Below are 14,496 nucleotides of genomic sequence, written 5' to 3' on the forward strand. Positions count from 1 at the left end.
ACGCGGGCGCCACTCCGGGGTGGCGACAGACGCGTCAACCTGCGGTCAATCAGGCCTGGTGGTCCAGGATGTACTTGGCGGCGTCGCCGACCGTCTTGAGGTTCTTCACGTCGTCGTCCGGGATCTTGACGTCGAAGCGCTCCTCGGCCGCGACGACGACCTCGACCATGGACAGCGAGTCGACGTCCAGGTCGTCGGTGAAGGACTTGTCCAGCTGCACGTCCTCGACCGGGATACCGGCGATCTCGTTGACGATCTCGGCGAGACCTTCGACGATCTCTTCCTGAGTGGCGGCCATCTGCGGCGCTCCTTCGATTTTCTACGGTGGTGATGACACGGGCTCGCGGAGTGCGAGACCGCGGGGATCTTGCCTAGGGGAGGGTAACGACAGCGGCTGCGTACACGAGACCCGCCCCGAACCCGATGACGAGTGCGGTGTCGCCGCTCTTGGCCTGGCCGGTCGCCAACAGCCGCTCCATGGCGAGCGGGATGGAGGCCGACGAGGTGTTGCCGGTGGTCTCGATGTCGCGGGCGACCGCGACGTGCTCCGGCAGCTTGAGTGCCTTGATCATCGAGTCGATGATCCGCATGTTGGCCTGGTGCGGGATGAACGCGTCCAGCTCATCCGCGGTGATACCGGCGGCGTCCAGCGCCTCCTGGGCGACCTTGGCCATCTCGTAGACCGCCCAGCGGAAGACCGCCTGGCCCTCCTGGGTGATCGCCGGGAAGCGGATGTCCTCCGGGCTGGCGGCCCGGTAGACGTCCCACGGCAGGGTCTGCTTGATGGTCTCGGCCTTGTCGCCCTCCGAGCCCCAGACCGTCGGGCCGATCGCGGGCACCTCGGACGGGCCCACCACGACCGCGCCCGCGCCGTCGCCGAACAGGAAGGCGGTGGCCCGGTCCTCCTTGTCGGTGAGGTCACTGAGCCGCTCGACGCCGATGACCAGCACGTACTTCGCCGAGCCCTCGGTCACCATGCCCTTGGCCAGCGTCAGCCCGTAGGTGAAGCCCGCGCAGCCCGCGGAGATGTCGAACGCCGGGGGCTTGCCCGCGCCGAGCCGGTGCGCGATCTCGGTGGCGATGGCCGGGGTCTGCTTGAAGTGCGACACCGTGGCGACCAGCACCGCGTCGACGTCCTCGGCGGTCAGACCGGCGTCCGCTATGGCCTTGCCCGCGGCCTCGATCGACATCTCGGCGACGGTCTCCTGCGGGTTCGCCCAGTGCCGGGTGGAGATGCCGGAGCGGGTGCGGATCCACTCGTCGGAGGAGTCGATGTACTTGAGGATCTCCTCGTTCGGCACCACGCGGGTCGGGCGGTAGCCGCCGACGCCGAGGATACGGGCGTACGGCGCGCCCTTGCTCGGCTTGATCTTCGCGGTCATGCTGTGGGGCTCCTCATCGGTTGGCCGATGTCCTGTCGGCTCGTCAGGTTCATTCGGCCGCGGGGTGGATGCGCAGCAGCGGCTGCCCGGGGGCGACCGGGTCGCCGTCCTCGACCAGCCATTCCACGACGGTGCCGCCGTGCTCGGCGGTGACCGCCTGCCGGTCGCGGTTGTTGGCGACGTGCGCCACCGTAGCGCCCGGCTCAAGTACGTCACCGGCCTTGACCGTCCCGGTGTCCACGGTGCCCTTGAACGGGGCCACCGCGAGCCGCCAGGTCGGGCCGTGCTCCAGCGGGTTGCCCGCCGGGTCACCGTGTTCGGCGATGATCTCGCGGGCCGCGTCGATGTCGTCCGGGGTCTTCAGCGCCAGCGTCCTGACGCCCGGCAGCGCCCGCTTGGCCAGCCCGGTGAGGGTGCCGGCGGGGGACACCTCGATCAGCGCGGTGACGCCGAGCGCCTTGAAGGTCTCCATGCACAGGTCCCAGCGGACCGGACCGGCGACCTGCTTGACCATTCGGCGGATGATCTCCGCGCCGCTGTGCACCACCTGGCCGTCGGCGTTGGAGACGTACCTGGTCCGCGGGTCGCGCACCGACACACCCGGCACCAGGGCCTCCAGCGTGGCGACCGCGGGCGCCATGTGGTGGGTGTGGAACGCGCCCGCCACCTGGAGCGGGCGCACCCGGGAGCCCTCGGGCTTGTCCTCGGCGAGCGCCGCGAGCTGCTCCATGGTTCCGGCGGCGACGATCTGGCCGGCGCCGTTCATGTTGGCGGGGGTGAGTCCGTGCGACTCCAGCTTGGCGACCACGTCCTGCGGGTCGCCGCCCAGCACCGCGGACATGCCGGTCTCGGTGACCGAGGCGGCCTGCGCCATGGCCAGGCCGCGCTGCCGTACCAGCACCATGGCGGACTCGGCGGTGATCACGCCGGCACCGGCGGCGGCGGTGATCTCGCCCACGCTGTGCCCGGCGACCGCGCCGACCAGGCGGCGTCCGTCGACCGGGTGCGGGAAGACCGAGAGGGCGGACACCAGTCCGGCGGCCACCAGCAGCGGCTGCGCCACGGCGGTGTCGCGGATCTCGTCCGCGGTGCCCTTGGTGCCGTAGTGCACGAGGTCGAGTCCGGCGACAGCGGACCACCAGTTCAACCGGTCGGCCACGCCCGGGAGTTCGAGCCAGGGACTGAGGAAGCCGGGCGTCTGGGCGCCCTGGCCGGGAGCTACGAGTACGAGCACCTTCACACTCTCTCTCGCGTCGGGTGGTCACCGCCGGTGAGGACAGGGACCAAGAACGGTCAGGCGATTTGTGGGTGTCCCACAAAAACTCAATCCTGGTGATTCACGCTTGAGAGTCGGCCGAGGATGAGGGCGATCCGTAGGGTGAACGCGGAGCGTACATCGGAAGGTGACCATCCCGTGACATCCGTCACACGTCGTAGCCGGTAGCGGACGGTGTTGGGATGAACGAACAACATCCGGGCCGCGCCTTCCAGCGATGACGCCTGTTCCAGGTAGACGCTGAGCGTCTCCAGCAGCGCCGAGCCCGCTTCCTCCAGTGGTCTGTAGATCTCCTCCACCAGTTGTTCACGGGCCGCGGGATCGCCCGCCATCGCCCGCTCCGGCAGCAGGTCGTCCGCGAGCACCGGCCGGGGGGCGTCGGGCCAGGCCGCGCACGCCTTGAGCCCGGCGGCGGCGGCCTGCGCGGAACGGGTGGCGGCCAGCAGGTCGCCCACCACGGGACCGGCCACCACCGGGCCCGCGGCGAACGGGCCGATGAGGTCCTTGGCGGTGCGGATCGGGTCGTCCGAGCCGCCCGCGACGACCACCAGGCGGTGCCCCAGCACCCCGGTCAGCACCTGCAGCTTGGCGTGCCGGGCGGCCCGGCGGATCGCCTCCACCGTCAACTCGCTGTCCCCGTCGGGTGCGGTGCCGAGGACCACGACCACCCGGTCGGGTGAGTTCCAGCCGAGCGCGGCGGCCCGGGACAGCACTCCCTCGTCCGCCTCACCGGACAGCACGGCGTTGACGACCAGCGACTCCAGCCGGGCGTCCCAGGCGCCGCGCGCCTCGGCGGCCTGGGCGTAGACCTGCGCGGTGGCGAACGCGATCTCCCGCGCGTAGACCAGCAGCGCCTCGCGCAGCACGGCCTCGTCGCCGGGGGCGGCGACCTCGTCGATCGCCGCTTCCATCACCTCGATGGTGGTGCGCACCATCTCCACGGTCTGCCGCAGCGAGATCGCCCGGGTCAGCTCGCGCGGCGCGGTACCGAACACATCCGTGCTGATGGCCTGCGGTGCTTCGGGGTGCCGGAACCACTCGGTGAAGGCGGCGATACCGGCCTGGGCGACCAGCCCGATCCAGGAACGGTTCTCCGGCGGCATCGCGCGGTACCACGGCAACTGCTCGTCCATGCGCGCGATCGCCGCGGCCGACAGTCTGCCGGAGGACTGCTCCAGGCGGCGCAGGGTGGCGCTGTGCGGGTGTTCGCTCCGCTGGGACTTCGGGGGTTGCGGGGAATGCGTGGACTCGGGCACGGGACAAGCCTGCCTTATCGCCTCCGGCGAGCGGAAAGCGGTACGCGGCCGGCCATGGGGGCCGGCCGCGGGGGCTTGCGCCCGGGGGCGCGGGGGGTGGCGGCTTGCGCCCGGGGGCGCGGGGAGCGACGGCTTGCGGTCGGGGCGCGGGGGTGGCGGCTTGCGCCCGGGGCGGGCGGGGGTGATGCGGCTTGCGCCGCGGGGGGCGACGGCTCGCGGTGGGGTGCGCTTGCGCGCGGAGCTGCTTGCTGTGCGGGTGCACTTGCGCGCGGGGGTGCTCGGGGTGCGATTGCGGTGCGTTGTGGGGTGCGGCGCCGTTGCGCCTGCGGCGGGCTGTTCCCACCCGCCCACCCCTTTTCGCCTGCGGCGGAGGTGGCGGGGGTCCGGGCGCGTGGATGCGTTACGGCGGTGCGGGTGCGCTCGCGGTGCGGGTGCGCTTACGTGCGGGTGCTCATGCGCGCGGGGTGCACTTGCGCGCGGGTCGCGGTGCGTTGTGGGGTGCGGCGCCGTTGCGCCTGCGGCGGGGTGTTCCTACCCGCTCGCCCCTTTCGCCTGCGGCGGAGGTGGCTGGGGGCCGGGCGCGTGGGTGTGTTACGGCGGCGCGGGGGCTGGGGAGCGCCGCCCGCCGCTCCTTCGGCCTCCTGGGCAGCGACGGAGAGTCACCGGAGGCGGGAAAGGGCGAGCGGGTGGGAACAGCTCGCCGCAGGCGAAGAAGCCCGCCGCAGGAGAGGGGGCGGGAGGGGCGTAGCGTGGGTGGGATGGGAGTGGTTTGGCGGGCGGGGGACCGGTATCCCGGCGGGGATGCCGCCCAGGGGATCGAGACGCGGCACGCGTTCTCCTTCGGGGGGCACTACGACCCGGAGAACGTGTCCTTCGGGCTGCTGCTCGCCTGCAACGAGGAGTACCTCGCCCCCAACGCCGGCTTCCCCCAACACCCGCACCGCGACGTGGAGATCGTCACCTGGGTCATCGAGGGTGAGCTGCGCCACGAGGACGACGCGGGGCACCGCGCCCTCGTCCGCGAGGGCGAGATCCAACGCCTGAGCGCCGGCACGGGCGTCCTGCACAGCGAACGCAACGCCTCCCCGGACAGACCGCTCAGGTTCCTCCAGATGTGGCTGCACCCCGCGGAGTTCGGCGCCCCGCCCGCGTACGAGATCACCCGCGGCCAGGACGTCAGCCCGCTGCGCCAGCCCGGCGCGCTGCTCGGCGTGCGCGCCGGGACCGCCCGGCTACCGGAAGCCCCGTTCGTGTACGTGCACGTCGTGCGCGGTCAACTCCGGCTGGACGGTGAGACGTTGGGGCCCGGGGACTCGGCGCGGATCAGCGACGCGGCCGGGCTCACCGCGTACTGCGACGGCCCGGCCGAGTACCTGGTCTGGGCGATGCACGGTGTGCCGCGCTACGGCTAGCCCAGCTCCGCAAGCACCGCGTCCGTCAGCGCGGGCCACAGCGGGTGCGCCCACTCGCCGAAGTCCCGGTCAGTGAGGCAGACGCACGCCGCGCCCGCGACCGGGTCCACCCACAGAAACGTCCCGGACTGCCCGAAGTGGCCGAACGTGCGTGGCGAGGACGAACCGCCCGTCCAGTGCGGGGACTTGTGGTTCCGGATCTCGAAGCCGAGGCCCCAGTCGTTGGGGTTCTGGTGCCCGTACCCGGGCAGTACACCCTTCAGCCCGGGGAAGGCGCCCGCCGTCGCCGCCGCGTGCGTCTGCGGCGCGATCAGCCGCGGGGTGAGCAACTCGGCGGCGAACCGGACCAGGTCGTCCACCGTGGAGACCGCGCCCCACGCCGGGGAGGCGGTCAGCTCGGTCGCTGCCATGCCCAGCGGCTCCAGCACCGCCTCGCGTAGATAGTCCGCGAACGCGATGTCGGTGGCCTTGGCGATGTGGTCGGCCAGCACCTCGAAGCCCGCGTTGGAGTACAGCCTGCGGGTGCCCGGCGCGGCCAGCACCTGGTGCTCGTTGAAAGCCAGCCCCGAGGCGTGCGCCAGCAGATGCCGTACCGACGAACCCTGCGGGCCCGCGGGCTCGTCCAGCTCGACCGCGCCCTCCTCGATCGCGACCAGTGCCGCGTACGCGGTGAGCGGCTTGGTGACCGAGGCGAGCCGGAAGCGGTGCCCCGTCGGTCCGTACGACCCGGCCACCCGGCCGTCCGCCCGGACCACGGCCGCCGCCGCGGTGGGTACCGGCCAGTTCTCCATCAACCGCAGACTCTCCATGACGGCGAGCGTACTTGCCCAGGCCAACGCCCATCCCAGGGCCCCGAGCGGCCGGGCTTGCCTAGAGTGCACTCAAAGTCTCTAGCGTGGACAACGTCGGGAGATCGAGAGGACGGCAGCCGGAGGGGTGTACGGCATGACGGTCGTGGAAACCGAACGGAACGCGCTGACCAGCTGCTTTGAGGTGATGGCCAGAACCCGCCCGCAGGGCCACGACCGCTACACGATCAGCGAGGTCGTCGCCTACACCGGGATGAGCGCCCACACCCTGCGCTGGTACGAGCGGATCGGCCTGATGCCGCACGTCGACCGCTCACACACCGGGCAGCGCCGCTACACGGACCGTGACCTGGACTGGCTGGATTTCGTCGGCAAGCTGCGGCTGACCGGAATGCCGGTGGCGGACATGGTCCGCTACGCCGAGCTGGTGCGCGAGGGCGACCACACCTACCCCGAGCGCCTGGAGCTGCTGGTGGCGCACCGAGAGGACGTACGCCGCCGGATCACGGAGCTGCGCGACACCCTCGACGTTCTCGACTACAAGATCGACTTGTATGCGGGCGCCACGCCGGCGCCGGAGAGGCACTGAGGTTTCATGAGCATCGAGAAGATCAGCACGGTGGCGCTCGGCACCAACGGCCCGCAGGTCGGTGTCCAGGGCCTCGGCTGCATGGGCATGAGCGAGTTCTACGGGGACACCGACGAGGCCGCGGCGCGGGACGCCCTGGACGCGGCGCTGGAGGCGGGTGTCACGCTGTTCGACACCGCCGACGTATACGGGTCCGGCGCGAACGAGGAGTTCATCGCCCCGTTCGTCAAGGCACACCGGGACGAGATCACCCTGGCCACCAAGTTCGCCATCGTCCGCAAGGCGGACGATCCGCACTACCGCGGCATCCGCAACGACCGGGCGTACGTCCGCGAGGCCGTCGAGGGCAGCCTGCGCCGTCTGGGCGTCGACGTGATCGACCTGTACTACATGCACCGCCGGGATCCGCAGGTGCCGTTGGCCGAATCCGTGGGCGCCATGGCCGAGTTGGTGGCCGAGGGCAAGGTCAGGTACCTGGGTCTGTCCGAGGTGACCGGCGCCGAACTGCGTGAGGCGCACGCGGTGCACCCGATCGCCGCGCTCCAGTCGGAGTGGTCGCTGTTCAGCCGTGACGTGGAGAAGTCCGCGGTGCCCGCCGCCGCCGAGCTGGGTGTGGCGTTGGTACCGTACTCGCCGCTCGGCCGGGGCTTCCTCGCCGGCGCGTTCGCGGACGCCTCGAAGGAGCTGTCCAGCGACGACTTCCGGAAGTTCCAGCCGCGCTTCACCGGCGACAACGCCAAGGCCAACGCCGAGCTGCTGGAGCCGGTGCGCCGGGTGGCCGCCGCCCACGGCGCCACGCTCGGCCAGATCGCGCTGGCCTGGGTGCAGCAGCAGGCTCGGGTGCGGGACCTGGCGGTGGTACCGATCCCGGGCACCCGCAAGCGGTCCAGGGTGCTGGAGAACACCGCCGCCACCCGGATCACGCTCAGTGACGAGGAACTGGCGCTGCTGGAGCCGATCGCGGGCAAGGTCGCGGGTGACCGCTACCCGGACATGTCCTCCACCTCCGCGGCGCGCGAGTAGCCAACCAGCGGAAGGCGGAAGGGTGTCGGGGAAACCCCGACACCCTTCCGCTTCTGCGTGCCGGTCAGGCCGCCGCGGCGCCCGCCCGGCACGAGGTGTCGCTTGTGGCGCAGCTCACCGACTCGTACTCGCCCAACGCTATGCGGGTGAAGTTCTTCAGGCTCTCCGTACCGGAGGCGAAGTACCCGGTGTGCTGCTGGGCGCCCGCCGCGGAGATCACCCGGGCGCCGAACGAACTGGAGACCGGGTCGGTGCCATGGCCGATGCCGGCGACCTCCAGATACGGAACGTCCTGGATCCAGTCGGTGTCGTCCCGCGTCGCCCACACGCGGGCCCGGGTGTGCAGCCCGGCGACATTCTCCGCGCGCATGCCGGGGCTGCCGTAGACGGTGATGTCCGTCACCTTCTGCTGCGGCAGCCGGGAGGCGGCCACCCCGCAGGTCACCGAACCGTAGGAGTGGCAGAACAGCTGGACGCTGGTGTTCTGCGGCAGTGCCCGGACCATGCCGTTGAGCCGGACCGCGCCCGCCTCGGCCATGGTGCCGGTGGAGGCGTCCAGGCCGACGCCCTCCGGCGTCGTGTAGTCCGCCCAGGCGATGACCGCGGTCCGGACCGACGGGTCGGTGGCCCGCTCGGAGTTGTAGAGCGCCTCGGCCATCCCGTCGGGGGTGGAGTACGGCTTGACGGACTTCTCGAACGAGAGGATGTCGGTGTCGACACCGGGCACCACAACGGCGGTGCGCTGTGCCGTCTCCAGGTCGCCGAAGACCTCGGCCACCCGGCCGCGTCCGCTCGGGTCGAACGCGAGGATCTGCCGTCCGGGGTCGTGTAGCGAGCCGAAGCGGTGCGCGAGCTGGAGCGCGGACTGGCGGCCCTCGGCGGTCAGGTCGGTGGCCTTCGAGCGCTTCAGCTGCCACTGCTCGGCCTCGCCCAGCGCCTGCTGGTTGGCCCGGTAGCGCAGTTCGACGGGGGCGCCGTTGAGGTTGCCGACGACCAGCGGATAGCGGTCGGCGAGTTGCCGCGCCTGCGCGTTGCTCAACGAGGCGAAGAACCGGGAGATGGTCGCCGTGCTGGCGGTGTCCGGGTTCGGCAGCCGGCGTCCGGCCACCGAGCCGTGCAGCCACGCGGACACCGCGGCGGCCCGCGGATCCTGCGGTGGCTTCTGGTGGCGCATGGCGGTCCAGCCACTCGTCGCCAGCAGCACGAAGACGACCATCACGGCCAACGCCGCTCTCCCCGGCGAGGTCAGGTCCTGCGCGATGACGCGCAGCCAGTACCAGCCGAGGGATCGAGGGGAGGAGGGAGCGCCGGCGCGCTCGTCGAAGAGATTCACCGGGGGCCACGATAGGAGAAAGACGGGCCCGACCGTGAATACGGTGACTCAGATCACGTTTATATCGGCCACAAGCGGCCGTTAGTGGCACAGGGGTGACAGGGACTCAGCGCGAGTGTGATGCTAAGCACCCGGCGCACGCCACCCGCCGGTGAGTGCCGGGCCGATCGTGTTGATGTGTTCTTCGACACTGCGCCGCATCTGTTCGACGCTGTCGTCGGCGCACTTCCCCCAGTGCCCGGACGCCGCCCGGATCACCCCGCCGAACGCCGCCACCAGCACCCGTGGGCGCAGGTCCAGCACCGGGTCCAGGCCCTCTCGCCGGGCGATCTCGGCGACGAGCCGCTGCTCCATCTCCGCCTGTCCGCGCATCCGTGCGGCCAGCAGCGCGGGGGTGGTCTCGACCACCTGGCACATCCGCATGTACAGGTCGAGCGGCACCACCTCGTGGATCGCGGTGCTGACGTCGTCCCAGGTGCTCAGCACCGCGTTGCGCAGCGCTTCCAACGGCGGCTCCGCGGCCGGGCGTTCGCGCAGCGCGGCCATGAAGTGGCCCTCGATCAGTTCCTCGACGGCGAGCGCCGCGTGCTCCTTGCTCTGGAAGTAGCGGAAGAAGGTGCGCTGCGAGACCTCCACCGACTCGGCGATCTCGTCCACCGTGGTGCCCTCGAACCCGCGGGTGGTGAACAGTTCCATCGCCGCCCGGGTGAGGGCGTCGCGGGTGCGCTGCTTCTTGCGCTCCCGTAGGCCGGAGGCGCCCGGAGCGGGCTGCGCCGTCGCCGTGATTCCTGTCATCCGCGGCCACCTCCTGTTCGTGTTGTGGCAGGTCACCATACCTGCGCCGTATCTGTCAGTTACCGGCAGGTGAACTCGTTTGTCAAATGTCAGCTGCTGACATAATCTCGCGCCCATGAGCCAAGCACCCCTTGTCACTGACCAGCTGGCGGACCAGATACCGCCGCCCAGAAGGTCGCTGCGCGGCCATCCCTGGCTGACCCTGTTCTCGGTCGCCATCGGCGTGATGATGGTGGCGCTGGACGCCACGATCGTCGCGGTCGCCAACCCGGCCATCCAGCAGCACCTCGGGGCCTCGCTCGCCGACGTGCAGTGGATCACCAACGGCTATCTGCTCGCGCTGGCCGTCGCACTGATCACCGCGGGCAAGCTCGGCGACCGGTTCGGCCACCGCCAGACGTTCCTGATCGGCATCACCGGATTCGCCCTCACCTCGGGCCTGATCGGCCTGTCCAGCAGCGTCGCCATGGTGATCGCGCTACGCGTCTTCCAGGGCCTGTTCGGCGCGTTGCTCCAGCCCGCCGCGCTCGGACTGCTGCGAGCCACCTTCCCGGCGGAGAAGCTGAACACCGCCATCGGAATCTGGGGTGCGGTCATCGGCGCCTCCACCGCCGCCGGGCCGATCATCGGCGGCCTGCTGGTGGAGCACGTCAACTGGCAGTCCGTGTTCTTCATCAACGTGCCGGTCGGCGCGATCGCGTTGGCGCTCGGCCTGCTGATCCTCAAGGACATCCGCGCGGAGAAGGCGCCCAAGTCCTTTGACATTCCCGGCATCCTGCTGCTGTCGGCCGGCATGTTCTGCCTGATCTGGGGTCTGATCAAGGCTCCCGCCTGGCACTGGAGCTCGTTGAGCACCTGGGCGTTCATCGGCGGGGCCGTTGTGCTGTTCGCGGTCTTCGCGGTGTGGGAGACCAGGTCCCGCGAACCGCTCATCCCGCTGGGACTGTTCCGCTCGGTGCCGTTGTCAGCGGGCACCGTCCTGATGGTGCTGATGGCGTTCGCCTTCATGGGCGGCCTGTTCTTCGTCACCTTCTACCTGCAGAACGTGCACGGCATGAGCCCGGTGTCCAGCGGCGTCCACCTGCTGCCGCTCACCGCGATGATGATCGTCGCCTCACCGGTGGCCGGTGCGCTGATCACCCGGTTCGGGCCGCGCATCCCGCTGGTCGGCGGCATGCTGTTCACCACCGCCGCCATGATCGGCATGTCCCGGCTGACCGCGGACAGCGGCACCGGCACCACCTCGCTGTGGTTCGCGCTGCTCGGTCTCGGACTCGCGCCGGTCATGGTGGGCGCCACCGAAGTCATCGTCGGCAACGCCCCGTTGGAGCTGTCCGGGGTGGCCGGCGGCCTTCAGCAGGCCGCGATGCAGGTCGGCGGCTCGCTGGGCACCGCCGTGCTCGGCGCGGTGATGGCGGCCAGGGTGGACAACCAGCTGCCGGGCCACTGGGCCGCCGCCGGGCTGCCCGCGCTGCCGCCCGCGCAGGCGAAGCAGGCCGCCGACGCGGTGGCCGTCGGCGTGGCGCCGGTACCGCCGCACGCGCCCGCCCCGCTGGCCGGCACCATCAGCCGCGTCGCACACGACACCTTCGTCTCCGGGATGGGCCTGTCCTTCACGGTGGCCGCGGTCGTCGCGGCGGTTGCCGCGGTGGTGGCCGTGTTCACCAAGCGGGGCTCCAACGCGGACGCCGCCGGCGGCGGGGTGCACATCTGACCGCCGAAGCCCAAAGAGCCCCGGCCAGCCGCCCGTTGAAGGGCGGCTGGCCGGGGCTCTCGCTTACGGGTGACGGTTACGCGTCACCGCCGGCGGCGCCGGGGTCGGCCGCGGCGACGTCGAGCAGCTGGTAGCGGTCGATCGCCTGCTTCAGCGCGGAGCGGTCGATCTTGCCCTCCTTGGCCAGCTCGGTCAGCACGGCGAGTACCACCGACTGCGCGTCGATGTGGAAGAACCGCCGCGCCGCGCCGCGGGTGTCGGCGAAGCCGAAGCCGTCCGCACCCAGCGACTGGTACGTACCCGGCACCCAGCGCGCGATCTGGTCCGGAACCGACCGCATCCAGTCGGACACGGCCACGAACGGACCCTCGGCGCCGGACAGCTTGCTCGTCACGTACGGAACGCGCTGCTCCTCCTCCGGGTGGAGCAGGTTGTGCTCCTCGGCGGCGACCGCGTCGCGGCGCAGCTCGTTCCAGGAGGTGGCGGACCACACGTCGGCCTTGACGTTCCACTCCTCGGCGAGGATCCGCTGCGCCTCGACCGCCCACGGCACCGCCACACCGGACGCCATGATCTGCGCCGGGATCGAACCGCCCTCGGCGGCCTTGTACCGGTACAGGCCCTTGAGGATGCCCTCGGCGTCCACGTTCTCCGGCTCGGCGGGCTGCTGGATCGGCTCGTTGTAGACGGTGAGGTAGTAGAAGACGTCCTCGCTGTCCGGGCCGTACATCCGGCGCAGACCGTCCTTGACGATGTGCGCGATCTCGAAGCCGAAGGCCGGGTCGTACGCGACACACGCCGGGTTGGTCGAGGCCAGCAGCTGCGAGTGGCCGTCGGCGTGCTGCAGACCCTCACCGGTCAGCGTGGTGCGACCGGCGGTCGCACCCAGCACGAAACCGCGAGCGAGCTGGTCGCCCATCTGCCAGAACTGGTCACCGGTGCGCTGGAACCCGAACATCGAGTAGAAGACGTAGACCGGGATCATGTGCTCGCCGTGCGTGGCGTACGCCGAGCCCGCGGCGATCAGCGAGGCGGTGCAGCCAGCCTCGGAGATGCCGTCGTGCAGCATCTGCCCGGTCGGCGACTCCTTGTACGCCAGCAGCAGCTCGCGGTCGACCGACTCGTAGGTCTGGCCCAGCGGGTTGTAGATCTTGGCGGACGGGAACAGCGAGTCCATGCCGAAGGTGCGGTACTCGTCCGGCGCGATCGGCACGAAGCGCTTGCCGATCTCCTTGTCCCGCATCAGGTCCTTGAGCAGTCGGACGAACGCCATGGTGGTGGCGATCGACTGCTGGCCGGAACCCTTCTTGACGGCCGCGTACGCCTTGTCGTCCGGCAGGTTCAGCGGCTTGGCGCGGACCACGCGGGTGGGCACGTAGCCGCCGTTCTCCTTGCGGCGGTCGTGCATGTACTGGATCTCTTCCGAGTTCCGGCCCGGGTGGTAGTACGGCGGCAGGCCGGACTCCAGCTCCTTGTCGGAGATCGGCAGGTGCAGCCGGTCACGGAACCGCTTGAGGTCCTCGACGGTCAGCTTCTTCATCTGGTGGGTCGCGTTGCGGCCCTCGAAGTTCGGGCCGAGGGTCCAGCCCTTGACGGTCTGCGCCAGGATGACGGTCGGCTGGCCCTTGTGCTCCTTGGCCGCCTTGTACGCCGCGTAGATCTTGCGGTGGTCGTGACCGCCACGGCCCAGGTGCAGGATCTGGTCGTCGGTCATGTTCTCGACCATGTTGCGCAGCCGGTGGTCGCCGCCGAAGAAGTGCTCGCGGATGTACGCGCCGGTCTCGGTGGCGTACGTCTGGAACTGGCCGTCCGGCGTCGAGTTGAGCTTGTTGACCAGCACGCCGTCCCGGTCCTGCGCCAGCAGCGGGTCCCAACTGCGGTCCCAGATCAGCTTGATGACGTTCCAGCCCGCGCCGCGGAAGACCGACTCAAGCTCCTGGATGATCTTGCCGTTGCCGCGCACCGGGCCGTCGAGCCGCTGCAGGTTGCAGTTGACGACGAAGGTCAGGTTGTCCAGGCCCTCACGGGCGGCCAGGGACAGCTGGCCGAGCGACTCCGGCTCGTCCATCTCGCCGTCGCCGAGGAACGCCCACACGTGCGAGTCGGCGGTGTCCGCGATGCCGCGCGCCTCCATGTAGCGGTTCATCCGGGCCTGGTAGATCGCGCCGAGCGGGCCGAGGCCCATCGAGACGGTCGGGAACTCCCAGAAGTCCGGCATCAGCCGCGGGTGCGGGTAGCTGGACAGGCCGTACGGGGCCTTGGACTTCTCCTGCCGGAAGGCGTCCAGCTGCTGCTCGGAGAGCCGGTCCAGCATGTAGGCGCGCGCGTAGATACCGGGGGAGGCGTGCCCCTGGAAGAAGATCTGGTCGCCGCCCTTGCCGTCGTCCTTGCCCCGGAAGAAGTGGTTGAAGCCCACGTCGTACAGCGAGGCGGAGGAGGCGAAGGTCGCGATGTGACCGCCGACGCCGATACCGGGGCGCTGGGCGCGTGACACCATGACGGCCGCGTTCCACCGGGTCGCGTTCAGGATCTTGCGCTCGATCTCCTCGTTACCGGGGAAGAACGGCTCGTCCTTGGTCGCGATGGTGTTGATGTAGTCCGTGCTCCGCATCTCCGGCACGGCGACACGCTTCTCGCGAGCGCGCTCGATGAGCCGCAGCATCAGGTAGCGGGCACGCTCACGGCCGCGTTCGTCAATAGCCGCGTCGAGCGAGTCGAGCCATTCCGCCGTCTCCTCGGGATCAAAGTCCGGGACCTGGCTGGGAAGGCCGCCAATGATGATCGGGTTGCGATCGGATCCGGAAGCCACGCTGTTCCTTCGCTACTAGGTAGTGCTCTGCTGTGTCGCGCCGCCTCCATCGTGTACCGCGGCTGGAGATCCGTCATCTCTACTGAGTGGTAACTACC

The 14,496-nt window shown here is 70.5% G+C and carries 12 protein-coding genes and 1 pseudogene; 4 read left to right on the forward strand and 9 right to left on the reverse strand.

Annotated features, from left to right (window positions below; translation table 11 throughout):
- Nucleotides 1-49 precede the first annotated feature (49 nt).
- The 5 genes and pseudogenes from O5O46_RS05650 to O5O46_RS05670 all read right to left on the reverse strand — a co-directional run bounded on the left by O5O46_RS05650 (nucleotide 50) and on the right by O5O46_RS05670 (nucleotide 3,914).
- Nucleotides 50-298 carry an acyl carrier protein gene (locus O5O46_RS05650; RefSeq protein WP_269854117.1) on the reverse strand — a complete coding sequence of 83 codons (249 nt, stop codon included), beginning with the start codon at nucleotides 296-298 and terminating at the stop codon, nucleotides 50-52.
- 73 nt (nucleotides 299-371) lie between these two features.
- Nucleotides 372-1,382 carry a ketoacyl-ACP synthase III gene (locus tag O5O46_RS05655; RefSeq protein WP_269854118.1) on the reverse strand — a complete coding sequence of 337 codons (1,011 nt, stop codon included), beginning with the start codon at nucleotides 1,380-1,382 and terminating at the stop codon, nucleotides 372-374.
- Nucleotides 1,383-1,431: 49 nt separating this feature from the next.
- Nucleotides 1,432-1,644: a biotin/lipoyl-containing protein gene (locus tag O5O46_RS05660; protein WP_269854580.1), complete on the reverse strand. Its 213-nt coding sequence runs from the start codon at nucleotides 1,642-1,644 to the stop codon at nucleotides 1,432-1,434.
- Nucleotides 1,645-1,683: 39 nt separating this feature from the next.
- Nucleotides 1,684-2,616: pseudogene (locus O5O46_RS05665) on the reverse strand (ACP S-malonyltransferase); the annotation flags it as partial.
- 89 nt (nucleotides 2,617-2,705) lie between these two features.
- Nucleotides 2,706-3,914 carry a PucR family transcriptional regulator gene (locus O5O46_RS05670; protein ID WP_269854119.1) on the reverse strand — a complete coding sequence of 403 codons (1,209 nt, stop codon included), beginning with the start codon at nucleotides 3,912-3,914 and terminating at the stop codon, nucleotides 2,706-2,708.
- Nucleotides 3,915-4,672: 758 nt separating this feature from the next.
- Here O5O46_RS05670 and O5O46_RS05675 point away from each other — a divergent pair.
- On the forward strand, nucleotides 4,673-5,326 hold the full coding sequence (locus O5O46_RS05675) for a pirin family protein (RefSeq protein WP_269854120.1): 654 nt from the start codon (nucleotides 4,673-4,675) through the stop codon (nucleotides 5,324-5,326).
- On the opposite strand, the gene O5O46_RS05680 is transcribed toward O5O46_RS05675, so the two are convergent.
- Nucleotides 5,323-6,135 carry a serine hydrolase domain-containing protein gene (locus tag O5O46_RS05680; protein ID WP_269854121.1) on the reverse strand — a complete coding sequence of 271 codons (813 nt, stop codon included), beginning with the start codon at nucleotides 6,133-6,135 and terminating at the stop codon, nucleotides 5,323-5,325. The genes O5O46_RS05675 and O5O46_RS05680 overlap by 4 nt on opposite strands.
- Before the next feature lie 136 nt (nucleotides 6,136-6,271).
- Here O5O46_RS05680 and O5O46_RS05685 point away from each other — a divergent pair, with 136 nt between their 5' ends.
- Both O5O46_RS05685 and O5O46_RS05690 read left to right on the forward strand, forming a co-directional pair.
- A complete protein-coding gene (locus tag O5O46_RS05685; protein ID WP_443072400.1) occupies nucleotides 6,272-6,724 on the forward strand; it encodes a MerR family transcriptional regulator in 453 nt (150 codons plus the stop codon).
- 6 nt (nucleotides 6,725-6,730) lie between these two features.
- A complete protein-coding gene (locus tag O5O46_RS05690) occupies nucleotides 6,731-7,747 on the forward strand; it encodes an aldo/keto reductase (RefSeq protein ID WP_269854122.1) in 1,017 nt (338 codons plus the stop codon).
- 64 nt (nucleotides 7,748-7,811) lie between these two features.
- Here the strand turns inward: O5O46_RS05690 and O5O46_RS05695 are convergent, their stop codons facing one another.
- Complete coding sequence (locus tag O5O46_RS05695) at nucleotides 7,812-9,080, reverse strand: alpha/beta hydrolase (protein ID WP_269854123.1); 1,269 nt, start codon at nucleotides 9,078-9,080, stop codon at nucleotides 7,812-7,814.
- Between the two features lie 123 nt (nucleotides 9,081-9,203).
- Nucleotides 9,204-9,875, reverse strand: a complete 672-nt coding sequence (locus O5O46_RS05700; protein WP_269854124.1) for a TetR family transcriptional regulator — start codon at nucleotides 9,873-9,875, stop codon at nucleotides 9,204-9,206.
- Between the two features lie 115 nt (nucleotides 9,876-9,990).
- Here O5O46_RS05700 and O5O46_RS05705 point away from each other — a divergent pair, with 115 nt between their 5' ends.
- On the forward strand, nucleotides 9,991-11,589 hold the full coding sequence (locus O5O46_RS05705; RefSeq protein ID WP_269854125.1) for an MFS transporter: 1,599 nt from the start codon (nucleotides 9,991-9,993) through the stop codon (nucleotides 11,587-11,589).
- Nucleotides 11,590-11,665: 76 nt separating this feature from the next.
- Here O5O46_RS05705 and aceE read toward each other — a convergent pair whose 3' ends face one another.
- Nucleotides 11,666-14,398 carry a pyruvate dehydrogenase (acetyl-transferring), homodimeric type gene (aceE, locus tag O5O46_RS05710; protein WP_269854126.1) on the reverse strand — a complete coding sequence of 911 codons (2,733 nt, stop codon included), beginning with the start codon at nucleotides 14,396-14,398 and terminating at the stop codon, nucleotides 11,666-11,668.
- Nucleotides 14,399-14,496: the final 98 nt, after the last annotated feature.

The sequence above is a fragment of the Streptomyces sp. RPT161 genome, from assembly GCF_027533845.1.
Taxonomy (GTDB): Bacteria; Actinomycetota; Actinomycetes; order Streptomycetales; family Streptomycetaceae; genus Streptantibioticus_A; species Streptantibioticus_A silvisoli_A.

What these genes read in the sequence shown, in the direction of transcription:
- O5O46_RS05650 (WP_269854117.1), bottom strand. Translation starts at nt 298, where the DNA reads ATGGCCGCCACTCAGGAAGAGATCGTCGAAGGTCTCGCCGAGATCGTC.
- O5O46_RS05700 (WP_269854124.1), bottom strand. Translation starts at nt 9,875, where the DNA reads ATGACAGGAATCACGGCGACGGCGCAGCCCGCTCCGGGCGCCTCCGGC.
- O5O46_RS05655 (WP_269854118.1), bottom strand. Translation starts at nt 1,382, where the DNA reads ATGACCGCGAAGATCAAGCCGAGCAAGGGCGCGCCGTACGCCCGTATC.
- O5O46_RS05690 (WP_269854122.1), top strand. Translation starts at nt 6,731, where the DNA reads ATGAGCATCGAGAAGATCAGCACGGTGGCGCTCGGCACCAACGGCCCG.
- O5O46_RS05685 (WP_443072400.1), top strand. Translation starts at nt 6,272, where the DNA reads ATGACGGTCGTGGAAACCGAACGGAACGCGCTGACCAGCTGCTTTGAG.
- O5O46_RS05680 (WP_269854121.1), bottom strand. Translation starts at nt 6,135, where the DNA reads ATGGAGAGTCTGCGGTTGATGGAGAACTGGCCGGTACCCACCGCGGCG.
- O5O46_RS05675 (WP_269854120.1), top strand. Translation starts at nt 4,673, where the DNA reads ATGGGAGTGGTTTGGCGGGCGGGGGACCGGTATCCCGGCGGGGATGCC.
- O5O46_RS05705 (WP_269854125.1), top strand. Translation starts at nt 9,991, where the DNA reads ATGAGCCAAGCACCCCTTGTCACTGACCAGCTGGCGGACCAGATACCG.